The 22,228-nt window shown below is 73.6% G+C and carries 21 protein-coding genes; 5 read left to right on the top strand and 16 right to left on the bottom strand.

The features are described 5' to 3' along the window. Positions 1-38 precede the first annotated feature (38 nt). Together ACZ404_RS13520 and ACZ404_RS13515 are read left to right on the top strand one after the other, a co-directional pair. Positions 39-1,040, top strand: a complete 1,002-nt coding sequence (locus ACZ404_RS13520) for a heavy metal transporter (protein WP_468439220.1) — start codon at positions 39-41, stop codon at positions 1,038-1,040. Between the two features lie 325 nt (positions 1,041-1,365). Next, positions 1,366-1,815: an ATP-binding protein gene (locus tag ACZ404_RS13515; RefSeq protein WP_468439218.1), complete on the top strand. Its 450-nt coding sequence runs from the start codon at positions 1,366-1,368 to the stop codon at positions 1,813-1,815. Between the two features lie 90 nt (positions 1,816-1,905). Here ACZ404_RS13515 and ACZ404_RS13510 read toward each other — a convergent pair whose 3' ends face one another. Then, positions 1,906-2,997: a bifunctional succinyldiaminopimelate transaminase/glutamate-prephenate aminotransferase gene (locus tag ACZ404_RS13510; RefSeq protein WP_468439216.1), complete on the bottom strand. Its 1,092-nt coding sequence runs from the start codon at positions 2,995-2,997 to the stop codon at positions 1,906-1,908. 121 nt (positions 2,998-3,118) lie between these two features. Then, positions 3,119-3,439: a ferredoxin gene (fdxA, locus tag ACZ404_RS13505; protein ID WP_030176303.1), complete on the bottom strand. Its 321-nt coding sequence runs from the start codon at positions 3,437-3,439 to the stop codon at positions 3,119-3,121. Between the two features lie 140 nt (positions 3,440-3,579). Here fdxA and ACZ404_RS13500 point away from each other — a divergent pair, with 140 nt between their 5' ends. Continuing rightward, positions 3,580-4,629: a GNAT family N-acetyltransferase gene (locus ACZ404_RS13500; protein ID WP_468439214.1), complete on the top strand. Its 1,050-nt coding sequence runs from the start codon at positions 3,580-3,582 to the stop codon at positions 4,627-4,629. Positions 4,630-4,725: 96 nt separating this feature from the next. Next, the gene (locus tag ACZ404_RS13495; protein WP_468439212.1) at positions 4,726-5,592 is read left to right on the top strand and encodes a transglutaminase family protein; all 867 of its coding nucleotides are present in this window, start codon (positions 4,726-4,728) and stop codon (positions 5,590-5,592) included. Positions 5,593-5,599: 7 nt separating this feature from the next. Here ACZ404_RS13495 and ACZ404_RS13490 read toward each other — a convergent pair whose 3' ends face one another. The 12 genes from ACZ404_RS13490 to ACZ404_RS13435 all read right to left on the bottom strand — a co-directional run bounded on the left by ACZ404_RS13490 (position 5,600) and on the right by ACZ404_RS13435 (position 17,402). After that, a complete protein-coding gene (locus ACZ404_RS13490) occupies positions 5,600-6,214 on the bottom strand; it encodes a response regulator (RefSeq protein WP_468439210.1) in 615 nt (204 codons plus the stop codon). Further along, positions 6,211-7,410, bottom strand: coding sequence for a sensor histidine kinase (locus ACZ404_RS13485; protein WP_468439208.1), 1,200 nt, complete (start codon positions 7,408-7,410; stop codon positions 6,211-6,213). The genes ACZ404_RS13490 and ACZ404_RS13485 overlap by 4 nt, the downstream gene beginning before the upstream one ends. Beyond that, entirely contained in the window at positions 7,407-8,147 is a 741-nt protein-coding gene (locus tag ACZ404_RS13480) for an ABC transporter permease (RefSeq protein ID WP_468439206.1), read from the bottom strand. Before ACZ404_RS13480 ends, ACZ404_RS13485 begins: the two co-directional genes overlap by 4 nt. Further along, a complete protein-coding gene (locus ACZ404_RS13475) occupies positions 8,144-9,073 on the bottom strand; it encodes an ABC transporter ATP-binding protein (RefSeq protein ID WP_468439204.1) in 930 nt (309 codons plus the stop codon). Before ACZ404_RS13475 ends, ACZ404_RS13480 begins: the two co-directional genes overlap by 4 nt. Positions 9,074-9,190: 117 nt before the next feature. Further along, positions 9,191-9,949, bottom strand: coding sequence for an alpha/beta hydrolase family protein (locus tag ACZ404_RS13470; RefSeq protein ID WP_468439202.1), 759 nt, complete (start codon positions 9,947-9,949; stop codon positions 9,191-9,193). A 183-nt stretch (positions 9,950-10,132) separates the two neighbouring features. Further along, the gene (locus ACZ404_RS13465; RefSeq protein WP_468439825.1) at positions 10,133-12,481 is read right to left on the bottom strand and encodes a hypothetical protein; all 2,349 of its coding nucleotides are present in this window, start codon (positions 12,479-12,481) and stop codon (positions 10,133-10,135) included. A 317-nt stretch (positions 12,482-12,798) separates the two neighbouring features. Continuing rightward, positions 12,799-13,215, bottom strand: coding sequence for a DUF6113 family protein (locus ACZ404_RS13460; protein ID WP_468439200.1), 417 nt, complete (start codon positions 13,213-13,215; stop codon positions 12,799-12,801). After that, positions 13,212-14,099 (bottom strand): N-acetyl-1-D-myo-inositol-2-amino-2-deoxy-alpha-D-glucopyranoside deacetylase, encoded by an 888-nt coding sequence (gene mshB, locus ACZ404_RS13455; protein ID WP_468439198.1) that lies wholly within the window; start codon positions 14,097-14,099, stop codon positions 13,212-13,214. Before mshB ends, ACZ404_RS13460 begins: the two co-directional genes overlap by 4 nt. Before the next feature lie 68 nt (positions 14,100-14,167). Beyond that, on the bottom strand, positions 14,168-15,277 hold the full coding sequence (locus tag ACZ404_RS13450) for a caspase, EACC1-associated type (protein ID WP_468439196.1): 1,110 nt from the start codon (positions 15,275-15,277) through the stop codon (positions 14,168-14,170). Beyond that, positions 15,278-15,622 carry an effector-associated constant component EACC1 gene (locus ACZ404_RS13445; RefSeq protein ID WP_468439194.1) on the bottom strand — a complete coding sequence of 115 codons (345 nt, stop codon included), beginning with the start codon at positions 15,620-15,622 and terminating at the stop codon, positions 15,278-15,280. Positions 15,623-15,649: 27 nt separating this feature from the next. Further along, positions 15,650-17,083, bottom strand: coding sequence for a tetratricopeptide repeat protein (locus ACZ404_RS13440; protein ID WP_468439192.1), 1,434 nt, complete (start codon positions 17,081-17,083; stop codon positions 15,650-15,652). A 124-nt stretch (positions 17,084-17,207) separates the two neighbouring features. After that, a complete protein-coding gene (locus ACZ404_RS13435; protein ID WP_100828076.1) occupies positions 17,208-17,402 on the bottom strand; it encodes a hypothetical protein in 195 nt (64 codons plus the stop codon). 163 nt (positions 17,403-17,565) lie between these two features. Between ACZ404_RS13435 and ACZ404_RS13430 the strand changes: the two genes are divergently transcribed. Further along, entirely contained in the window at positions 17,566-19,698 is a 2,133-nt protein-coding gene (locus ACZ404_RS13430; protein WP_468439190.1) for a S9 family peptidase, read from the top strand. 110 nt (positions 19,699-19,808) lie between these two features. Here ACZ404_RS13430 and ACZ404_RS13425 read toward each other — a convergent pair whose 3' ends face one another. Beyond that, the gene (locus ACZ404_RS13425) at positions 19,809-20,912 is read right to left on the bottom strand and encodes an ABC transporter ATP-binding protein (RefSeq protein ID WP_468439188.1); all 1,104 of its coding nucleotides are present in this window, start codon (positions 20,910-20,912) and stop codon (positions 19,809-19,811) included. Then, positions 20,896-21,879, bottom strand: coding sequence for an ABC transporter ATP-binding protein (locus ACZ404_RS13420; RefSeq protein ID WP_468439186.1), 984 nt, complete (start codon positions 21,877-21,879; stop codon positions 20,896-20,898). Before ACZ404_RS13420 ends, ACZ404_RS13425 begins: the two co-directional genes overlap by 17 nt. Positions 21,880-22,228: the final 349 nt, after the last annotated feature.

Here is a 22,228-nt window from a genome sequence, read left to right as displayed (position 1 = left end):
CGCGCATGTGTGCGGGGGGCCTCCAGTACCTTGTACGCGTGCCAGAGCCGTCCCCCACCCGTCCCAAGCGCCGCGGCCGCCTCCTGCGTATCAGCGCGGCCCTGTTGGTCCTGTGCGGTGTCGCCGCCTACCTCGTGGTGCAGTACGTCACCGGAGGCGGGGGCGTGCGGGGGTGCAAGGTGGTCGCGGGCGAGGGCGAGAACGCCGCGTCGTACGAGTTCACGCCCGAGCAGGCGGCGAACGCGGCGACCATCGCCGCCGTCGGCACCGGGCGCGGCATGCCCGAGCGGGCGGTGACCATCGCGCTGGCGACCGCCCTGCAGGAGTCGGAGCTGCGCAACATCCAGCACGGCGACCGGGATTCGCTGGGCCTGTTCCAGCAGCGGCCCTCGCAGGGCTGGGGCACCGAGCAGCAGATCATGGACCCGGCGTACGCGGCGGGCATCTTCTACGCCCACCTGGCGAAGGTGCCGGACTACATGAAGCTGCCGCTGACCGTGGCGGCGCAGCGGGTGCAGCGCAGCGGCTACCCGGAGGCGTACGCCAAGCACGAGCCGGACGCCACGCTGCTCGCCGCCGCCCTGACCGGGCACAGGGCGGCCTCGCTGACCTGCGACGGGCGCCCGGAGCGGACCGCGGAGGCGACCGGCCCCGACGCCGTGCGGGCCGCGCTGGTGCGGGACTTCGGCAGGGACGCGCTGCAGGAGACGGGCGCGGAGGTGGGCGGTACGCAGGTGCCTTCGCCGTCGCCGTCCCCGAGCGTGACCGCGACCGCGCACGGGCGGACCGTGACCGTGCCGGTGGCCGAGGGCACCCGGCGGAACACGGCCGGGAGCGGCGCGCGGGAGCGTGAGCGGGGCTGGCAGCTGGCGCACTGGGCGGTGGCCAACTCCTCGGTGCTGCACATCCAGCAGGTGTCGTACGCGGGCCGGGAGTGGACCGCGGGCAGCGACGGCGACGCCTGGCGCACGGTCCGCCCGGAGGGCGCCGGGGGCGCGCAGCGGTCCGCCGGAGCGGTCCGGATCGTGACCGGGCAGTAGAGCGCGCGGCAGGCGGGGCAGGGGAGCCGGCGGTGGACCGGACAGCCGTACGGCGCCTCACTCGCCCGGGTTGCGCGGCTTCCCGCCGGGCGCATTTTCCGACGACTGACCACGCCGTCTGCGAATCCCTTGGAAAACAAGGGCGGTAAGGATTCTGCGGGCGCCAGAAAGAGGCGCCGTTTGCCCGTTTTTATCCACAACCGATAATGCGACGCGTTATCCATTCTTTACCTGGGGCGTCCGCAACCTTCGCCGGTCTCGAGCGGTAGTCACGGCGTCCGACGCACGGACACCATCACCGTTCTCTCCCGTCGAATGGAGCATCATGTCCCTCCCCCTGACCCGCCGGATCGCCCGTGCCGCGCTGATCGTCGCAGCAGGAGCGGCCGCCGGGGTCGGTGCGGCCGGCTCTGCCGGCGCGGCCACGAACCTGCCGGCGGCCACCCCGAACGTGGGCGGCCTGACCGCTCTGGACGGCGCCCAGGTCGGCACCACCGTCGACGGTGCGGCGCAGAGCGCCACCGGTCTCGCGGGCGAGGCCGGCGGCAAGGTGGTCAAGCAGGCGGTGCCGGCCGCGGGCAAGGCCGGCGGCAGCGCCGTGAAGAAGGCGACGCCGGCCGCGCAGGGTGCCGCGGGCGCCGCTGCCGGGGCGGCGGGCACCGTCCTCGGTGACACCGCGTCCTCCGCGACCAAGGGCGGGCTGCCCACGGGCTCGCTGGGCAAGGGCGGGCTGTCCGCCCCGTCCGTGCCGGCGCAGCTGCCGCTGGGCGGCTGAGGTCCACCACCGCTGAACCTACGGCGACGGGGTCCGGGGAGTTCGCTCCCCGGACCCCGTCGCCCTGTGCCCGCCGGTCCGCGCCGCGCCCTACAGCCGGGACACGGCCGCCCGGACCCGCTCGTCCGTCGCCGTCAGCGCCACGCGCACGAACGTCGCGCCGGCCTCGCCGTAGAAGTCGCCCGGGGCCACCAGGATGCCCAGGTCCGCCAGGTGGGCGACCGTGTCCCAGCAGGACTCGTCGCGGGTGGCCCACAGGTAGAGGCTGGCCTCGCTGTGCTCGATGCGGAAGCCGTGGCCGAGGAGGGCCTCGCGCAGCAGGGCGCGGCGGGCGGCGTAGCGCTCGCGCTGGACGCGGACGTGCTCGTCGTCGCCGAGGGCCGCCACCACGGCCGCCTGGGTCGGCGCGGCGGTCATCATGCCGCCGTGCTTGCGGATCTCCAGCAGGGGGCCCAGGACGGCAGGGTCGCCCGCCACGAAGGCCGCGCGGTAGCCGGCCAGGTTGGACCGCTTGGAGAGCGAGTGGACGGCCAGGATGCCGTCGTGGGAGCCGCCGTTGACGTCCGGGTGCAGCACCGAGACCGGGTCGGCCTCCCAGCCGAGTTCCAGGTAGCACTCGTCGGACACGAGCAGCACGCCGTGGGCGCGGGCCCAGGCGACGATCTCCGTCAGCTCGTCCTTGGCCAGCACCTTGCCGGTGGGGTTCGACGGCGAGTTCAGCCAGAGGAGCCGGAGGTTCGCCGGGTCCAGCTCGCGCGGGTCGTCGTAGGCCACGTGGTCGGCGCGGGCCAGGCGGGCGCCGACCTCGTACGTCGGGTAGGCCAGGCGCGGGTACGCCACGGTGTCGCCCGGGCCGAGGCCCAGCTGGGTCGGCAGCCAGGCGACCAGTTCCTTGGAGCCGACCACCGGCAGGACGTGGCGGTGGGTGAGCCCGCGGGCGCCCAGGCGGCGCTCCAGCCAGCCGGTGATCGCGTCGCGCAGCGCCGGGGTGCCCCAGACCGTCGGGTAGCCCGGTGAGTCCGCCGCGTCGATCAGAGCCTTCTGGATCAGTTCCGGTACCGGGTCGACGGGGGTGCCGACGGAGAGGTCGACGATGCCGTCCGGGTGCGCGGCGGCCGTCTTCTTGTAGGGCTCCAGCTTGTCCCAGGGAAAGGTGGGGAGCCGGTCGGAGACTGCGGACACGGGATCTTGCTCGCTTTCGTCGGTACGGCAAACGCCTCGGTCCCGTACGGCGGCGATCAAGGCGATCGTGCCGTACGGGACCGAGGCGGCGCTGATGCGGGCCGCTAGGGCCTGGCTACGGTCACTCGCCCTGCGGCGGGAGCGCGGCGACGACCGGGTGGTCGCGCTCGATCAGCCCCAGCTTGCTGGCGCCGCCGGGGGAGCCCAGCTCGTCGAAGAACTCGACGTTCGCCTTGTAGTAGTCCTTCCACTCCTCCGGGACGTCGTCCTCGTAGAAGATCGCCTCGACCGGGCAGACCGGCTCACAGGCACCACAGTCGACGCATTCGTCCGGGTGGATGTACAAGGACCGCTGGCCCTCGTAGATGCAGTCGACCGGGCACTCCTCGATGCACGCCTTGTCCTTGACGTCGACACAAGGCTGCGCGATGACGTAGGTCACGCTGTCGTTCCTCCTCGATTGGGCGCTGGCGGGCCTCCTCAGGCTCCGCCGCCTGGCGCGCGGGAGCGCGGCGTCGTCGATGCCCGCCCCTAGTATCTCCGTTCCGGGGCATGATCCGAACAGGAGGGGTGAACTGACCAGTGGAAATCTCGGCGTATGGACGCCTCGAGGTCCGTATCACCACTGCTGACGTGGGCAAACGGGTCTCCGTACGGCGCTTGGGCGAACCTGGGGCGACGCAGGAGAAGTTCACCGACACGGTCGGTGTTCTCACATCATGGGACGACGGCGTGCTCATGATCACACGGCGCGACGGGCAAAGTGTTCGGATTCCGGAATCCACGCTGGTCGCGGGCAAAGTCGTGCCGGCCGCTCCGGCGCGTCGCCGGGGACCCGCCGCGACCTTCACGGAGCTGGCGCGGGTCGCCGCGCGGGCGTGGCGGCCGGTGGAGAGCGAGCGGCTGGGCGAGTGGGAGCTGCGGGCTGCCGCCGGGTTCACGCGGCGCGCCAACAGCGTGCTGCCGCTCGGCGAGCCGGGGCTGCCGCTGGACGCGGCCCTGGCGGCCGTACGGGACTGGTACGGCGAGCGGGGGCTGCCTGCCTACCTGCAGACCGCGACCGGCGCCGAGGGCACGCAGGAGCTGCTCTGCGCGGAGCTGGAGCGGCGCGGCTGGGTACGGGAGGTGACGGCCGAGCTGTGGATCGGCGCGCTGGCGCCGGTCGCGGACGTCGCCCCGGGCACGGGGGCGGTGCTCTCGCGCACGGCCGACGAGGCGTGGCTCGCGCGCTACCGGCGCAAGGGGCTGAGCGAGGTGGCCCTGCGGGTGCTGGGCAGTGGCCCGTCGGTGTGGTTCGCGACGGTGCCGGGCGCGGCGGGCGGGCCTCCGGCGGCGATCGGGCGGTGCGTGGTGGACGGCCGCTGGGCCGGCTTCGCCGCCGTCGAGGTCGACCCCGCCCGCCGCCGCCAGGGCCTGGCCACCACCGTCATGTCCGCCCTGGCCCACCAGGCCCTCGCCGAGGGCGCCTCGGCAGCCTGGCTCCAGGTGGAGGACACCAATGACGGCGCCCGCGCCCTCTACACCCGGCTGGGCATGTCCCCCCACCACGCGTACCACCACTACCGCGCACCTCAGGACCGGGCCGGCCGCACCGGCGGGCCCGGCGAGTCCGGGCAGCGGGAGGCCGGGTGAGCCGGACCGCGCCGGCCGGCGGGCCGGGAGCCTCCGGTGCGGGACGGGCGGGCTCGGGCAGTCGTAGGAACCCCCGTGGAAGGGCATGAGGCAGACATGCGGCATCCTCGTCTTCCGCCTCCGTATCCGCCCCCGCCGGAGCGGTCCGCCGAGGTGCGGCGGCTGTTCGGGGAGGAGGCGCGGTCGGAGCGGCCGGATCTGTCGGCGCTGTGCCTGCTGATCGGCGCGGAGGCGGACGGCTCGCTGGACGAGGCCGGTGTCGACGCGGCCCAGCTGGAGCTGGACCGGCTCGCCGGACTGCTGCCGTACCGGCCGGGCGGCCCGCGGGCGTGGGCGGAGGCGCTGTGCCGGCTGCTCGGTGAGCGGTACGCGTTCCACGGCACCCCTGCCGACTACCAGCGTCTGGAGTCCTCACTGCTGCACGAGGTGCTGCGGCGCCGCCGCGGGCTGCCGATCCTGCTGTCGGTGGTGTGGATGGAGGTCGCCCGCCGGGCGGGCGCCCCGGTGTACGGGGTCGCGCTGCCGGGGCACTTCGTGGTCGGGTTCGGAGCGGCCGAGGAGCAGGTGCTGGCCGACCCGTTCGACGGCGGCCGGGTGCTGACCGGCACGGACGCCGAGCTGCTGGTCGTCGGCGCGACCGGGACGCCGCTGCAGCCCTCCATGCTGGCGCCCGCGGCCCCGCTGGAGCTCGTCCAGCGCATCCTCAACAACATCCGGGCCTGGGCCTCCGCCCGCCCCGAGCGCTCGGACGTCGGCCTCTGGGCGGTGGAGCTGAGCCTCCTCATCCCCTCGCACCCGGCCCGCCTGCGCTATGAACGCGGTCAGCTGCTCGTCCAGCGCGGCGAGTTCAGCGAGGGAGCGGCGGAGCTGGACGCGTACGCCCACCTCATCGAGGTCGTCGACGAGTCAGCCGCCCGGCGGGTCCGGGAGCAGGCGCACACCGCACGGGCCATGCTCAACTGAGCCGGAGCTACAGCCAGCCCTTCTCCCGCGCGATCCGCACCGCCTCCGTACGGTTGCGCACCGCCAGCTTCTGGATCGCCGTGGAGAGATAGTTGCGGACCGTGCCCTGGGACAGGTGCAGGACCGCGGCCAGTTCCGCGTTGGTGGAGCCGTCGGCCGCCGCCCGCAGCACCTCCCGTTCCCGGTCGGTGAGCGGATTCGCGCCCTCCGCCAGAGCCGCCGCGGCGAGCGTGGGGTCGATGACCCGCTCCCCGGCGAGCACCTTGCGCACCGCGTCGGCGAGCTGCGCGGCCGGCGCGTCCTTGACCAGGAAGGCGTCCGCGCCCGCCTCCATCGCGCTGCGCAGATAGCCGGGGCGGCCGAAGGTGGTCAGGACGACGAGCTTGACCTGCGGATGCTCCCGGTGCACCCGGGCCGCCGCCTCGATGCCGGTGCAACCGGGCATCTCGATGTCCAGCAGCGCCACGTCCACCCCGTGCGCGCCGACGGCCGCCAGCACCTCGTCGCCGCGGGCGACCTGGGCGACCACCTCGATGTCGTCCTCGAGCCCGAGCAGGGCGGCCAGCGCCTCGCGGACCATGGACTGGTCTTCGGCGAGGAGGACCTTGATCGTGCTCGTCATGCCCCGGATCCTACGGCCGTCCCGCCGGCCGCCGGCACCCGGGCGACCAGCCGGAACCCCTGCCTGACCCGGCCCGCCTCGAGGCCTCCGCCGGCCTTCTCCAGCCGCTCGGTCAGCCCGGTCAGCCCGTTGCCCGGACCGGCCCCGGAACCGCCGGACCCGTTGTCCTCGACGCACAGTTCGAGCATCGGCCCGTCCAGCGTCTGCCGCCGCAGCACCTGGACGACGCACCGGTCGGCGCCGCTGTGCCGGACCACGTTGGTGACCGCCTCGCGCAGCGCCCAGGCGAGGGCGGCCTCAGCCTCCTCGGGGATGCCGGCGAGGTCGGTCTCGGCGGGCATCGTCGCGACGACCCCGGCGGCGGTGAGCGCCACCTGGCTGCCGGCGAGTTCGACTCCGAGGCGGGGCCGGCGGTACCCGGTGACGGCCTCGCGGACGTCGACCAGGGCCTGCCGGCTGACCTGCTCGATGTCGGCGACCTGCTGGGCCGCCTTGTCGGGATGGTCGGGCAGCATCCGCCCGGCCAGCTCGCTCTTCAGCGTGATCAGGGAGAGCGAGTGGCCGAGCAGGTCGTGCAGGTCGCGGGCGAGCCGCAGCCGCTCCTCGTTGGCGGCGAGCTGGGCGACGGTGGCCCGGGCCTTGCGCAGCTCCACGGTCGTGCGGACCAGTTGTCCGACGCCGACCATCGCGAACCCGATCAGCACCACCAGGAACAGCAGGCCGCGCGCCTCCTTCTCGTTCGCGTGCAGCCCGACGGCGTACATCACCGCGGCCGAGGCCGGGACGGCCCAGTAGGCCGCCCGCACCGGCAGGGTCGCCCCGCAGGCCACCGACACGTACACGAACAGCCCGAGCCAGGCGCTGCCGAAGGCGTACGCCAGCACGGGCGCGAGGACGCCGAGGACCACGAGCAGCGCGACGACGGTCCGCCCCGCGTACGGCCGTCCCATGTTGCGGAAGACCAGGCTCAGGTACACCACGACGAAGCCGGCGAGGCCCATCCAGCCGGCCGCGGTCGCCCCGGCGCTGTGCCGGCCACTCAGGAGATCGTCGACCGGCGAGGCCATGAACACGAGCCAGACGCCGATCCACAGGGTCTTGACGTACGCCTCGCGCCGGTTCCGCGGCGGCCAGCCGAGCCGTATGGCGGGTTCCCACTCGGCCCCGCCCTCGTGCTCCTCGGTCATGGTGCTCACGCCTTCAGCGTGTCCTTCCGGTACAGCCAGGCCGCGCCGCCGGTGAACAGGACGAAGGAGGCGACGAGGACGGCGATGTCCTGGGCGTGGGGTGCCTGGCTCTGCTCGATGGACCGCCCCAGCGCAGCGTACGCGTGCGTGGGCACCCACTTGGCGATGTCCTGCAGCCAGGTGGGGAAGGTGGTGGTCGGCATCCACAGGCCGCCGAGGATCGACAGGCCGAAGTAAGTGATCATGGTGATCGGGCGGACCGCGTCCCCGGAGGCGAGGTAGCCGAGGGCGACGCCGAGCGCGGCGAAGACGAGACTGCCGGCCCAGATGGCGCCGGTGAGCGCGAGCCACTGCGAGGCGTCCAGGCGTACGCCCTTGACGGCGGCGGCGACCAGGAAGATCACCACGATGGACGGCAGGCTGACCACGGCGGCGCTGGCCGTCTTGGCGAGGACGTAGCCGCGTCCGGGCAGCGGGGTCAGCCGCAGTTGCCGTACCCAGCCGCCCTCCCGCTCCTTGGCTATCCGCTCGCTGTTGCCCATCAGGACGGCCGTCAGGGCGCCGAAGGAGGCCATGGAGACCATCATGTACGTCGCCAGGGTCAGCCCGGTGCCGTCGACCTTGGTGTGCGCGTCGGCCTGGCCGGCGATGAGCAGGAAGAGCACCGAGGGGTAGATCACCGAGAAGAACAGGAACTTGCGGTTGCGCAGGGCGCGCACGAGTTCGAGCTTGATCAGGCCGATCATGACTGCTTGGCCTCCTCGGCCTCCGTGATGGCGACGAACGCCTGCTCCAGGCCGAGCCCGGCCACTTCGAGATTGCGGGGGTAGACACCGAGCCCGTACAGCGCGTGGACGGTGGCGTCGGCGTCGGTGGACTGGATGCGGACGGTCTGGCCGCTCACGTCGATGGAGCTGAGGAACGGCAGCCCGCGCACCGCGGCCTCGTCGAACTCGCCCTCCAGGTCGAAGGACACCCGCCGTGCCCCCGCCTTGGCCTTGATCTCGGCGGCGGTGCCGTCGGCGAGGAGCCGGCCGCGGTGCAGCACCAGTACCCGGTCGGCGATGGCATCGGCCTCTTCCAGGTAGTGGGTGGCGAACAGGACCGTGCGGCCCTGGTCGGCCTGCTCGCGCATGGTGGCCCAGAAGGCCTGGCGGGCGGAGACGTCCATGCCCGTGGTGGGCTCGTCCAGCACGATGAGGTCGCTGTCGCCGGCCGTGGCCAGGGCGAAGCGGACCCGCTGGGCCTGGCCGCCGGAGAGCTTGTTGACCTTGCGGTCGGCGATCTGCGTGATGCCCGCGCGGGCGAGCACGTCGGCCGGCTTGTACGGCTTCGGGTGCAGCGAGCAGGCCAGCTTCACCAGCTCGGCCACGGTCACCTCGTCCATCAGGCCGCCGCTCTGCAGCATGGCCCCCACCCGCCCGGCGACGATCGCCTCGCGCGGGCTGGTGCCGAACACGCTCACGGTGCCGCTGTCGGCGTTCTTCAGCCCGAGCAGCAGATCGAGCGTGGTGGACTTCCCGGCCCCGTTCGGCCCCAGCAGGGCCACGGTCTCCCCCGGGTGCAGCCGGAGCGAGAGCCCGTCCACGGCCCGCGTGCTCCCGTACGTCTTGGTCACCTGGTCGAACCCGACCACCGGCACGGTGGCGGCCGGCGCCGCTGTCGTTGTCATGTCCCCATGCTCTCCGGGATGCCTCCGAGCCCGGCAGTGTCGGGGGTCCTGACTGCCGGATGACAGATGTCATGCGGCGGGGGTGACAGCGGCGCCGGACGCCGGACCCGCTGTCCGTCAGCCGGTCGCCGCCGGGGTGAGGTGCCGGGTGAAGAACCGGACCGCGCTGTCGGCCTCGAACCTGGGAAGCTCCTTGTGCCTGCCCGCGTTGACGTGCAGCGTCTTCTCCGCGGAGGCGAAGGCGTCGAACAGCGCGAGACCGGATGCGCGCGGGATGTGCTCGTCGTCCCACTGCATGTCGAACTCGATCGGGACGGTGATCCGCCTCGCCTGCTCGGCCAGCGCGTCGGGCCAGTGGAGTCCGAAGACCGCGGCGGTGATCCTGGCATCGGCCGCGACCAGCGGCACGCCGATCGCGGTGGCCATGTTCAGACCGAAGTAGCCGACCGGCCCGTCCGTGCCGATCTCCGGGAGACGCTGCAGGGCGTCCAGGGTCGCCTGCCACTCGGGTACGGCGCGCTCGGCCAGTTCCGCGTTGTAGCGGACGACGATCGGGCCCTCCGGCTCGCCCGCCTCCCGCGCCCGGTGAAGCGCGGCGATCTCCTGCTCGTCGTACGCCGTGCGCGGCCGGTCGCCGTGGCCGGACGCGTCGATGCAGGCGACATGGAAGCCGCCGCCGGTGACGAGGCGGTGGGCGCGGCCCGTCATCGCCGGCCACTTCTTGTGCGTGCCGCCGCCGTGGCCCAGCAGGACCAGGGGTGCGCGGGCGGCGGCGGTGGCGGGCGACCAGAGCACGCCGGGGATGTCGCCCACGGTGAAGTCGCGCTCCACGACGCCGTTCGCCGACGTCCGGGTGGTGAACTGCACGGAATGCATGAGGTGTTGCCTTTCGGGAGTGCCTTGCTGACGGGCACTCCCGGCGACACCTACGTCAGCCTCCCGACCGTGACGAAGAGGGGGAGCACCCACATCGGTACAGCGTTCATGGGTCTCACCTCCTCGGGCGATGTCGCGGTCATCTGCAAGCTAGCAGCCCGGACATCGCCCCGCCCAACGGATTCAGTTCGGGGTCGTGTCGATGACCGCGACCCGGTCGGTCTTGCTCAGCAGGGCCTGGCGCAGGGCGACATAGACGTCCTGGGGGGTGACGGGCGTCTTCTTGCCGTTGGCCCGGGTGATCAGCACGCCGTCGAAGGTCTTGCCGTAGAGCTGCTTCAGGGCGGCCAGGTCGGGCTTGTCGACCAGCTTGCCGTTGACGGGCGTCACCCGCAGGAACTTCCACAGGGAGTTCTGCGGGCTCAGCGGAATCGAGTGCGCCGCATCCGTCTGGACGGTGACCCGGGCCGACATCGCGGGCTGGGCGAACGCCTTCATCTCGCGGTCGACCTCGGCGTTCGACACCGTCGGCTGCTTGGTGGTCGACGGCACGGTGACCGGGGTCGCCGTGCCGGTCTCCACCAGGGTGCGGTAGGCCTGTTCGACCGCCTGGGTGGAGCGGGCCGCGTCGATGGCCTTGCCGGCCTTGCCGTAGACGGCGACGGCCTTGCCGGACTCGAACTTGATGCCGCCCTCGGTGACCGAGCCGGATCCGCCGCCGGCCTGCTGGAGGGCCGCCTGGAGCTTCTCCTCGTCGACCGGCATGACCGGCTCGATCACGCGCTTCTGGCCGAAGAGGGAGCCGATCACGGAGACCGGGTTGTAGTCGCTGTTGGCGGCCTGGCTCACCGTGGCCTGGAAGTCGAACTGCAGGCCCGCGTTGTCCGGGGTGACGGACACCGTCCGGCCGCCCACGGACAGCTTCAGCGGTTTGTTCACCCGGCTGCCGAAGGCGTCGTCCAGCTTCTTGACGGCGTCGTCGCGGGTGCCGCCGCCGATGTCGACGCCGAGCACGGTGGTGCCCTTGGGCACGTCGGTGTGGTTCATCAGCAGCCCGGCGCCGTAGGCACCGCCCGCGACCACGAACACGCCGACGCCGAGCAGCACGAGCTTGCTGCGGCCCTTCTTCGCCGGTTTGGCCGAGGCCTTGGGCTGGGCGGCCGGTGCGGGCTTGGGCGCCGTGCGCGGCGCGGTGCCCTCGCCGGGGCCGCCCGTCCCACCGGTTCCACCGGGGCCGAACGGGGAGTTGCCAGCGGACGGGACGACCGGGATGCCGCTGGTGACGGTGTGTCCGGAGACGTTGTCCGGCGCGCGGTAGCCGGGCATGCCCGGCTCGGGGGCCGGCTTCTGCGGGGTGAGCACCGCCGTGTCGTCGCTGAGTCCGCCGCCGGGGGCCTGGTGGCCGCCGCCCGGTCCCGCGAGCGCGCCGGGGCCGAGCGGACCGCCCTGGCCGTTCGGCGTCCCCGGCAGGGAATGGCTGCCCGTGTCGCCGTAGCCGCCCTGGCCGTTCGGCGTCCCCGGCAGGGAATGGCTGCCCGTGTCGCCGTAGCCGCCCTGGCCGTTCGGCGTCCCCGGCAGGGAGTGGCTGCCCGTGTCGCCGTAGGTCTGGCCGTTCGGCGTCCCCGGCAGGGAGTGGCTGCCCGTGTCGCCGTAGCCGCCGGGGGCGTCGAAGGGCTCGCCCGGTTCCAGGTCCAGGTCGCTGAGCGCGCTGCGGGGGCCCGGCGGGAGGAGCGGGCCGTCTCCGGTGACCGGGCCGCCGGTCGGGCCCGCGGGGCCCTGCGGGCCACGGCCGCCCTGGCCGCCGGCTCCGTTGAAGCCGTTGGGCCCGCCGGGACCACCGTGCCCGTTCGCACCGTTGGCGCCGTTCGCGCGCGACGCGCCGTTGCCGCCGCCGAACGCGCTCTGGCCGCCGCCCTCCGAGAAGTACGGCAGGTCGTCACGGCTGGGTTCGCCGCCGGCCGGGCCGGAGCGGGAGCCACCCAGCGGGCCCGCGGCCAGCGCCTCGGTCACGTCGAAGGAACCGGTGCCGCCGCCGTGCCCCGGGGCGACGGGGCCGCCGGTGGCGCCGGGCAGGCCCTTGCCGTTCGTACCGCCGGGCCGGGAGCCGCCCGGTGCGCTCATGGAGCCGACCACACCGCCGGGACGGCCCGCACCGGGGCGTGCGCCGGTGGTACCGGCCGCGCCGGACGCACCCGGAGCACCCGGACGGGTGCCCGCACCGCCGGCAGCCGCCGGGCCGGCGGCCGAACCGCCGGGCGTGCCCGTCCCGTTCGTGCCGCCGCCGGCCGGACCGCCCTTCGGGGCGGACGACTTGCGGGGCGCGAACCAGTCGCTGGTCGCCTTGTCCTCGGCCTGCGGCGCGGGCTCGGCGGGCGGCTCGACGGTTCCGGCGGGCGCCGGGGCGGCCGGGGCCGGCCGCGTACCGGTGTCCGTGTCGTCCTGGGGCATTTCGCCGTCCCCGACGGGCTTGCGCACGACGACGGGCGGGATGGGCCGCGACCCGGGGATGTTGATCCGGATCCGGGTCGTCAGCGTGGTCTCGGTCTTGCGCTCCTCCGGCCGCGTGGCCGAACGGCCCGCGTCCGTACCGGCGTCGGAAGCCACGGGGGTCCCGTACGGCGGCGTCCCCGAGGGGTAGGCGGCTCCGCCGCGCCCGTCGGGCCCGGAGGACGGAGTGTCAGTTTCACGACTCAAGGCAGGTTCTCCCGGTTGGCTCCGCCGCCCGTTACGACCTCAGCGGGCAGCTCGGCGGCGCGCACCACCATACTGTCCGCTTCTGGCGTGTATCCCATGACCGCCGAGGAAACCCACACCGGACTCGCACGGCTGTCGCACGGCGAAGTGGTACGTCACTTGCCAAGTCGGGCGGGGCCGCCGTCGGGTTGCCGGCCCGGGCCAAGGGTGGCGCAGATCACAGCCACGGCCATGCCGCCGAGCAGGAAGAGGTACGAGCCGACCCCGGCGCCGAACAGGAAGTCGCCCTCCGGGCGGCTGGCGGTGAGCAGCATGACGGCGATGATCCAGCCGGCCACCGGGGCGACCGCCCCCGCCCGGCTGCGCAGCGCGTACGCCCCGCCGGCGAACAGTCCGGCCGCGCCCGCGAGGGCGAGCAGCAGCCCGCCCGGGAACCAGGCCGCCTGGACCAGGGATCCGGCGAGTCCCACGACGGCACCGAGCAGGAACAGCACCACGCACGCGACGACCCGCCCGGCGGAGGGCGGGCGCAGCGGCTGGGCGAGCATCGATCCGCGTCCGGCCGTACTCATGAAGGCTCCTCCTGCGACTGGGCCCCGTCACCGGCGAAGACGCCGGCGAACAGATCGGTCTCGCGCTCCCCCGGCCCGCGCTCGCCGCGCACCAACTCGTAGTACTCCGTGGTGAACAGCGGCTGGGCCAGGTCGTTGGAGAGCGCGAAGTACGGTTCGGCCACGGCGATCTGGGTGGCGTGGGCGCGCATCGCGGCGGCCTTGGCGGAGGCGTACGCGGTGCCGTCGAGCGCGGTGGTGATCCGCTCGTCCTCGACCACGCCCGGTACGTCGGCCACGGAGCCGCTCTTGTCGAAGGGCAGGGCGGCCAGGTCGTCCTGGAGCCGGGCGAAGGCGGCCTCGGCGACGGGGCGCGGGACGCGGTTCCAGTAGACCTTGGCGATGCGGTGCCCGCGCTCGGCGGCCAGGTCGGCGGCCCGCATGGCGACGCGGTGGGCCTGGATGTGGTCGGGGTGGCCGTAGCCGCCGTTGTCGTCGTAGGTGACGAGGACCTGGGGGCGGACCTCGAGGATCACCTCGGTCAGGTGCCCGGCGGCCCGGTCCAGGTCGGCCTGCCAGAAGCAGCCGGGGTCGTCGTTGTCGGCCGTGCCCATCATCCCGGAGTCGCCGTAGCGGCCGGCGCCGCCGAGCAGCCGGACGTCCGTCACTCCCAGCGCGCGGGCGGCGTCGGCCAGCTCCCCGCGCCGGTGCGCGCCCAGCGCGGCGCCGCTCAGATGCCGCAGCTCGGGCGGGATGACCTCGCCCCGCTCGCCGAGCGTGCAGGTGACCAGGGTCACGTGGGCACCCTCGGCGGCGTACCTGGCCATGGTCGCGCCGTTGTTGATCGACTCGTCGTCCGGGTGCGCGTGCACCAGCAGCAGACGCCGGGCGGGCAGTTCCGTCATGGGACCACCCTACGAGGTCCTCCCCCGCCACCCGGCGACCGCCGGTGCGGTGCGCCACGGGCCGGCTCTCACCTCCGTCGGCGCAACAGCCTCGCCAGGTCCTCCGCCGCCTCGGGCAGCCCGGCGGCCGCGGCCTTTCCGAGCCAGCTCTCGGCCTGCGCGAGGTCCCCGGTGTGCCAGGAGCTGACGCCCAGCTCGTGCATGGAGACGGGGTCCCCGGACTCGGCGGCCCTGCGGCGCCACATTCCTGCCTGTACGCGGTTTCCGTCCTGTTCCAGCAGCCGGCCCAGCTCCCTCATGGCGTCGGGCCGCCCGGCGCCCGCCGCCTCCCGGTACCAGCGCACCGCGCCCGCCCGGTCACCGAGCCGCTCCAGCCGCGTGGCCTCACGGACCATCGCGGGCGGATCGGAGATGCCCGCGTGCGCCCGGTTGCGGGCCAGGGCGAGGCGGCCGACCGTGTGGGTGCCCCGCAGTTCGGGGCGCGGATGCCCCTTGCCGGGCAGAACCCTGGCGAGGTGTTCGTGGATGGTCTGCAGGGTGAGGAACTCCCCGGCATCGGCCGTCCCGTGCCGCAGGAGAGCGAGCAGTTCGCCGGTGTAGGCCGTGTGGCGTGCGCCAACGGGCGCGTTGGACGGGCGGTTCGCCGGGGAGGAGGCCAGCGTGCAGGTGCCGGCCACCTCCAGTTGTCCGGCCACCACCGAGGTGGTGGTGGTCATGGCCTCGATGGCGCGTCCGGAGAAGCAGCAGTCCAGGATGAGAACGCGGCTGCCCGCCCGGGCGTGCGCCAGCGTGCGGCGCACCAGGGTGAAGGGTATGGCCGTCCACGCCACCAGATCCGGTTCGCCGGAGGTCGTGGGCAGGGACAGATACAGCTCGCCGTCCGGGCCCAGGAGGCCGTGACCGGCGTAGTAGACGAGCAGGAGGTCCTCGGCCTCCTCGGCGGCGGCGACCAGGCGGGCTCCGATGGATGCCAGGTCGGCGAGGCCGGCGGCCGGCGCCGGGGCGCGCCGCCTCGTGCAGTGCTTGTCCGGGAGGGCCGTCCCCCACGGGCTGGTGAGCACCTCCGCCAGGTCGTCGATGTTGTGCCGCACGGCCGGCAGGGCGGGCAGGCCCGGATCGGTGAACGTGTCGAAGCCCAGCAGCACCGCCCGGGACCGCTGCGGGTCGGGCAGGCGCATTCAGCGCTCCAGGACGCGTCTCAGCATGGCGTCCAGGTCCGCCTCCGGGACGTTGCGCAGGGAGATCTTGACGCTCTGCCCGTCGGGGCCGGTCACCTCGAGGTCCGCCGACGGGCGGCGGTGCCTGATCCACACGGACAGCGAGGCCGCCAGGGCGGTGCCGGCTCCCTGGGCCCCGAGGGCCACGATCACGACTTCGGTGAGGCCGCCCATCCGGCCCGGGCGCGCCTCGGTCCGCTCGACGGCGGACCGCCCGCGGAGTTCGTCCTCGCGCGACAGCCAGTCGGCCAGCGCGGTCAGTTCCGCCTGGGCCGTTTCGCCGGTCAGCCGGATGTACGCCTGCATCATTCTCCCGTTCAGGACGTGCGCGGTTCAGGCCCCGGGCCCGTGCTGTGCTTCGAGTACGGCCTTCATGTCCGTCACCGCGTTGGGCACTCCGGCGTCGACGGCCCGCCGGCACCACTGCTCCCCGGCGGCCACGTCCCCGCGCATGGCCAGGATGATCCCGAGCATCGCCATGCAGCTTCCGTGGCCGACGGCGGCTCCCCGGCGGAACCACATCTCGGCGTCCTCCATCTCGCCTCGGTTCATGCGCAGATGGCCCACCAGGTACATGCCGGAGTCGTTCCCCGCCTGGGCGGCTCGCTCGTACCACTGGTCGGCCTCGTCCAGGTCTCCCTGCCGCCCCGCGAGCGTTCCCGCTCTGACCATGGCCCAGTCGTTTCCGGTGGCGGCGGACCTGCGGTACCAGTGCAGCGCGTCGGCCGGGGCGTCGCGCTTCTCGAGGAGGTGGGCCAGCCGGAGCATCGCGTGGTCGATCTTGGCCTCGGCGGCCTCCCTGTACCACTCCTCCGCCTCGGCGAAGTCCCCTCGCTCCTCCAGCAGGGTGCCCAGGAAGTCCATCGCCGGCGGCACCCCCGCCTCGGCCGCCTGCCGCAGCCAGGGCTCGGCCTCGGCCGGACGCCGCTGCTCCAGCAGCAGCAACGCCAGCATCAGTGCCGAGCGCAGATGTCCGGCCTCGGCTCCCCGCCGGTGCCATTCCTCGGCTTCGGCGGTCCGTCCCTGCTCCTCGAGCAGCCCCCCGAGGTCGAGTACCGCGGGGGCGTGGCCCCTCTCGGCGGCCCAGCGGTAGAACTCCTCGGCCTGGGCCGCCTCGCCACGCTCCCGCAGCAGGGAGCCGAGCAGGGTCAGCAGATCGGCCATGAGCGCGTACCCCTGCTTCTCGGGCACGTCGTCCGCCTCCGCCAGCATCGCGGCGGCCTCCCGCAGCAGCCGCTCCGCCTCGGCCGGGTCACCGCGCTGGACCGCGAGGCGCGCGAGATCCCGCATCGCGTCGCCCTGCGCCAGGACCTGGCCCGTGCCCGCGCAGTCCGCCGCTCTGCGCAGCCACTCCTGTGCTTCGTCCAGGCGGCCGCTCTGCTCCAGCAGGAGCCCGCCGCGCCGCATCGAGAAGGCGTCACCCCGATCCGCCGCCCTGCGGTACCACTCCTGGGCGCCGGCGAGGTCGCCGCGCTCCTCCAGGAGGTGTCCGAGGGTTCCCATCGCGTGCACGTTGCCCGCGTCGGCGGCCCGGCGGCTCCAGCGCTCGGCCTCGGCCGACTCCCCGCGCTCCTGCAGCATCCCGCCGAAGCGGAACATGCCCTCGGCGTGCCCGGCCTCGGCGGCCCGCCGGTACCACCGCTCGGCCTCGGCGCCGTCCTCCCGCTGCTGGAGCAGCCACCCGAGCCGGATCATCGCGTCCGGGTCGCCGCCTTCCGCGGCTGCGCGGTAGCGCTGTTCGGCCTGTTGTTCCGCCCGGTGTGCCACCCGCTCTTCCATCCGTCCCCCGTTCGTCCGTCCCCCGGTCCGTCGCGACGGCTCGAAGGCGGCCTCGATGACAGCACGTCAGGTGCACGGCCGCAAGGGGCGGGTGCGCCGGTTGCCGAGGGCGTCAGAACTTGATGCTGCCGATCATGCTGGCGACGTTGGTCGTCAGCTCGCTGATCGTGGGTGCGACGGTCGAGGAGGCGAGGTAGAACCCGAGCAGGATGCAGACGACCGCGTGGCCGCCCTTCAGCCCTGACTTCCTGATCAGCAGGAAGACGATGATCGCCAGCAGCACCACCGCCGAAATCGAGAGTGCCACGGCGGCTCACCTCCAAAGATCCCTGGGATGCGGGGGGTTGGGCACATCCATGCAGACGCAGCAGGTTCCTACCCACTCAGCGGTAGTGATCATAACTATCCGTACTCGCGCATCGCTCGGCGCACGGCCGCACAAGGGGGCGCATGGCCAATATGGTCGGGGTATGACGACCGAGGCTGACTCCTTCCCCCGTCGGTACGCCCGCACGCAGCGGTTCACGCTCGGCGCGCCGCGTGCGTTCACCGTGGCACCCGACGGTTCGCGTGTCGCGTTCCTGCGTTCGACCTCCGGCACGGACCGGGCCAACTCCCTGTGGGTCCTTGATCCCGGGGACGGCTCCGAGCGGGTGGCCGCCGATCCCGTGGCCCTGCTGCAGGGCGCCTCCGAGGAGCTGTCGCCCGAGGAGCGGGCGCGCCGTGAGCGCAGCCGGGAGGGCGGGGCCGGCATCGTCGGCTATGCCACCGACAGCGCCGTGGAGTTGGCGTCTTTCGCCTTGTCAGGGCGGCTTTTCACGGCCGAGCTGCGGGCCGGCACGGCACGTGAACTCACCGTGCCGGGGCCGGTGATCGACCCGCGCCCGTCCCCCGACGGGCGGCACATCGCGTACGTCGCGCAGGGCGCGCTGCGGGTGGTGGGCGCCGAGGGCGAGGGCGACCGGGCACTGGCGGAGCCGGAGGCGGAGCAGGTCACCTACGGGCTCGCGGAGTTCGTCGCGGCCGAGGAGATGAGCCGTACGCGCGGTTTCTGGTGGGCGCCGCGCTCGGACCGGCTCCTGGTGGCGCGCGTGGACGACACGCCGGTGCGGCGGTGGTGGATCGCCGACCCGGCCCACCCGGACCGTGAGCCGAATCATGTCGCGTACCCGGCGGCGGGCACGGAAAACGCGGACGTACGGCTGTTCGTCCTCGGCCTGGACGGGGGGCGCACGGAGGTCGCCTGGGACCGGGCGCGCTATCCGTATCTGGCCCGAGTGCACTGGTCAGAGGCGGGGGCACCGCTGCTTCTGGTGCAGGCCCGGGACCAGCGCAGTCAGCTGTTCCTGGCGGTCGACCCGGACTCCGGTGCGACCCGGATGGTCCATGCCGATGAAGATCCAACATGGCTGGAACTTTTCGCCGGGGTGCCCTGTTGGAGCCCGTCCGGACAATTGGTCCGGATCGCGGACGAGGGCGGTGCGCGGGTCCTGGCGGTGGGGGAACGGCCGCTGACCGGCGCGCAGTTGCACATCCGCGCGGTGCTGGACGTGGGCGCCGACGACGTGCTCGTTTCCGCCTCGGCGGGCGTGGAGGCGGAGTCTTCGGAGACCGGCGAGGTGCATGTCTACCGGGTGAACGAGCTCGGGGTGGAGCGCGTGTCGCAGGAGCCGGGCCTGCACTCGGCGGTGCGCGCCGGGAGCGTGACGGTCCTGGTGTCGGCGGCGCTGGACAGGCCGGGGACGCGCGTCCAGGTGCTGCGTGACGGAAAACCGGCGGCGACTGTCCCGTCGTACGCAGAAGACCCCGGTATGTCCCCCCGCGTGACCCTCACCGAGGGGGGCGCACGGCGAATTCCGTGCGCCGTGCTTATGCCTACGGACTACCCCGGCGACACGCCCCTGCCGGTCCTCCTGGATCCCTACGGCGGTCCGCACGGCCAGCGCGTGGTGGCCGCGCACAACGCGCATCTGACCTCGCAGTGGTTCGCCGACCAGGGCTTCGCGGTGGTCGTCGCCGACGGCCGGGGCACCCCGGGGCGCTCGCCGGCCTGGGAGAAGGCGATCCGCGACGACCTCGCGGCCGTCGTCCTGGAGGACCAGGTCGACGCGCTGCACGCCCTCGCCGAGCGCTACCCGCTCGACCTGGACCGGGTGGCCGTCCGCGGCTGGTCCTTCGGCGGGTACCTGGCGGCCCTGGCGGTGCTGCGCCGGCCGGACGTCTTCCACGCGGCGGTGGTCGGCGCGCCCGTCACCGACCTGCGGCTCTACGACACCCACTACCAGGAGCGCTACCTCGGCGACCCGGGGCAGCGCCCGGAGGTCTACCGCCGCAACTCGCTGGTCGACGACGCGGGTCTGGTGGACCCGGCCGAGCCGCACCGCCCGATGATGATCATCCATGGCCTGGCGGACGACAACGTGGTCGTCGCCCACTCCCTGCGGCTCTCCTCCGCCCTGCTGGCCGCGGGCCGCCCGCACGAGGTGCTGCCGCTGTCCGGGGTGACGCACATGACCCCGCAGGAGACCGTCGCGGAGAACCTGCTGCGGCTGCAGCTGGACTTTCTGCGGCGTTCGCTGGCCCGGCCCGGCAAACCGGCGTGAACTGCGTTAACACACAGGCAACTTCACGGAAGCGGTACCGATATACGGACCGGCGAGGCTGAACCGCGTACGGCCGTGCGGGTGCCGTGGACGGGCCGGGGTGCACCATGTCACCCCGGCCCGTTGCCGTGTGCGTCGAGTTCCCTGCACTCCTTCGGTGGCCCCGCCACCGGCCCCGGCGCGGGGTTGCCCGGCGGCAGCGTCTCGGCGAAGTGGCACGCCGAGTCGTGGGCCTCGGGCCCGGTCGTGCCGCGGAACGCGGACGGCACCGCCAGCAGCGGCACCTCCAGGGCGCAGCGCTCGCGCGCCTTCCAGCAGCGGGTGCGGAAGCGGCAGCCCGAGGGGATGTCCGTCGGCGAGGGCACATCGCCCGAAAGGATGATCCGGGCGCGGTGGGCGCGGGCCTCGGGGTCGGGCACCGGGACCGCCGAGAGCAGGGCCTGGGTGTAGGGGTGCGTGGCGTGGTCGTAGATCTCGTCGTCCCGGCCGGTCTCCACGATCCGGCCTAGGTACATGACCCCGACCCGGTCCGAGATGTGCCGGACGACGGACAGGTCGTGCGCGATGAAGACGTACGAGAGACCGAACTCCGCCTGCAGCCGCTCCAGCAGGTTGATCACCTGGGCCTGCACGGACACGTCCAGGGCGGAGACGGGCTCGTCGGCGACGATGACCTCCGGGCGCAGCGCCAGGGCCCGGGCGATGCCGATGCGCTGGCGCTGGCCGCCGGAGAACTGGTGCGGATAGCGGTTGAGGTGCTCGGGGTTCAGGCCGACGACGTCCAGCAGCTCCCGCACGCGGCGGCGCCGGTCGCCCTTGGGGGCGGCCTCGGGATGGATCTCGTACGGCTCGCCGACGATGTCGCCCACGGTCATACGGGGGTTGAGGGAGGTGTACGGGTCCTGGAAGACCATCTGGATGTTGCGGCGCACGGCCTTCAGGGAGCGCCCGGACAGATGGGTGATGTCCTCGCCCTTGAACCGGATCGAGCCCGCCGTGGGCCGCTCCAGATGGCACAGCAGCTTCGCGAGCGTCGACTTGCCGCAGCCCGACTCGCCGACGATGCCCAGGGTCTCGCCCCGGCCGAGGGTGAAGTCGACGCCGTCGACCGCCCGGACCGCGCCGATCTGCTTGCGGAAGAGGATCCCCCGGGTCAGCGGGTAGTGCTTGACGAGGCCGACGGCCTCCAGGACCGGTTCAGTGGGCGGGGCCATCCAGGCACTCCCTCCAGAAGTGGCAGGCGCTGCCGCGGCCCTCGGCGACGTCGTACAGCGGGGGCACGTCCGTGCGGCACACGTCGCGCGCCATCGGGCAGCGGGGGTGGAAGGGGCAGCCGGGCGGGATGTGCGTGAGGCTCGGCGGCAGGCCCTTGATGGCGTACAGCTCCCGGCCCTTGTGGTCCAGGCGCGGGATGGAGTCCAGCAGGCCTCGGGTGTAGGGGTGGGCGGGCGCCTTGTAGATGTCGTGCACGGGGGCCTGCTCGACGATCCGCCCGGCGTACATGACGGCGATGCGGTCGGCGACGTCCGCGACGACGCCGAGGTCGTGGGTGATGAGGATCAGGCCCATCCGGTACTCGCGGCGCAGCTCCGCGAGCAGGTCCATGACCTGGGCCTGGACGGTGACGTCGAGCGCGGTCGTCGGTTCGTCGGCGATGATCAGGGCCGGCTGCAGCGCCATCGCCATGGCGATCATGATGCGCTGGCGCATGCCGCCGGAGAACTGGTGGGGGTAGTCGCGCACCCGCTGGGCGGCCCCCGGGATGCGCACCCGGTCCATCAGCTCGACCGCCCTGGCCCGCGCGTCCTTGCGCGACATGCCCCGGTGGACGACGAACATCTCGCCGAGCTGGTCGCCCACCGACACCACCGGGTTGAGGGCCGACAGGGCGTCCTGGAAGATCATCGCCATCCCGGCGCCCCGGATCCTCCGCCGCTCCTCCTCCTTCACCTCGAGCAGGTCCCGGCCCCGGAAGAGGATCTCCCCGCCGGTGATCCGGCCGGGCGGCACGTCGAGGATCCCCATCACGGCCTGCGCGGTCACCGACTTGCCGGACCCGGACTCACCGAGCACCGCCAGCGTCTCCCCCGCGTCCACGCCGTACGACACCCCGTTGACGGCATGCGCGACCCCGTCCCGCGTGCGGAACTCCACGTACAGCCCCCGCACTTCGAGCAGCATGCGGCCGTCACCTCAGCTTCGGATCGAGGGCGTCGCGCACGGCGTCGCCGAGGGGAATGAGGACCGGTACGGTGACCGATGCCGCGCCCGGCGGCCCCGGCAGGGCGAGCGCCGACCGCAACCCGCCCCGCCCCGGCCCCCTCCCCGTGCCCCTGCCGGGCGCCGCATCCGTCCGCCGGTCACGCGACGCAAGCCTCATGGCGCCTCACCTCAGCTTCGGATCGAGGGCGTCGCGCACGGCGTCGCCGAGGGAAATGAGGACCGGTACGGTGACCGATGCCGCGCCCGGCGGCCCCGGCAGGGCGAGCGCCGACCGCAACCCGCCCCGCCCCGGCCCCCTCCCCGTGCC

It is taken from the genome of Streptomyces sp. NPDC030798 (genome assembly GCF_055572275.1).
The sequence above is the reverse complement of the archived record's forward strand: the minus strand, read 5'-3'. Positions and strand labels throughout refer to the sequence as shown.

What these genes read in the sequence shown, in the direction of transcription:
- ACZ404_RS13490 (WP_468439210.1), bottom strand. Translation starts at nt 6,214, where the DNA reads ATGACGAGCACGATCAAGGTCCTCCTCGCCGAAGACCAGTCCATGGTC.
- ACZ404_RS13420 (WP_468439186.1), bottom strand. Translation starts at nt 21,879, where the DNA reads ATGCTGCTCGAAGTGCGGGGGCTGTACGTGGAGTTCCGCACGCGGGAC.
- ACZ404_RS13475 (WP_468439204.1), bottom strand. Translation starts at nt 9,073, where the DNA reads ATGACAACGACAGCGGCGCCGGCCGCCACCGTGCCGGTGGTCGGGTTC.
- ACZ404_RS13495 (WP_468439212.1), top strand. Translation starts at nt 4,726, where the DNA reads ATGCGGCATCCTCGTCTTCCGCCTCCGTATCCGCCCCCGCCGGAGCGG.
- mshB (WP_468439198.1), bottom strand. Translation starts at nt 14,099, where the DNA reads ATGACGGAACTGCCCGCCCGGCGTCTGCTGCTGGTGCACGCGCACCCG.
- ACZ404_RS13425 (WP_468439188.1), bottom strand. Translation starts at nt 20,912, where the DNA reads ATGGCCCCGCCCACTGAACCGGTCCTGGAGGCCGTCGGCCTCGTCAAG.
- ACZ404_RS13430 (WP_468439190.1), top strand. Translation starts at nt 17,566, where the DNA reads ATGACGACCGAGGCTGACTCCTTCCCCCGTCGGTACGCCCGCACGCAG.
- ACZ404_RS13480 (WP_468439206.1), bottom strand. Translation starts at nt 8,147, where the DNA reads ATGATCGGCCTGATCAAGCTCGAACTCGTGCGCGCCCTGCGCAACCGC.
- ACZ404_RS13450 (WP_468439196.1), bottom strand. Translation starts at nt 15,277, where the DNA reads ATGCGCCTGCCCGACCCGCAGCGGTCCCGGGCGGTGCTGCTGGGCTTC.
- ACZ404_RS13515 (WP_468439218.1), top strand. Translation starts at nt 1,366, where the DNA reads ATGTCCCTCCCCCTGACCCGCCGGATCGCCCGTGCCGCGCTGATCGTC.
- ACZ404_RS13460 (WP_468439200.1), bottom strand. Translation starts at nt 13,215, where the DNA reads ATGAGTACGGCCGGACGCGGATCGATGCTCGCCCAGCCGCTGCGCCCG.
- ACZ404_RS13470 (WP_468439202.1), bottom strand. Translation starts at nt 9,949, where the DNA reads ATGCATTCCGTGCAGTTCACCACCCGGACGTCGGCGAACGGCGTCGTG.
- ACZ404_RS13445 (WP_468439194.1), bottom strand. Translation starts at nt 15,622, where the DNA reads ATGCAGGCGTACATCCGGCTGACCGGCGAAACGGCCCAGGCGGAACTG.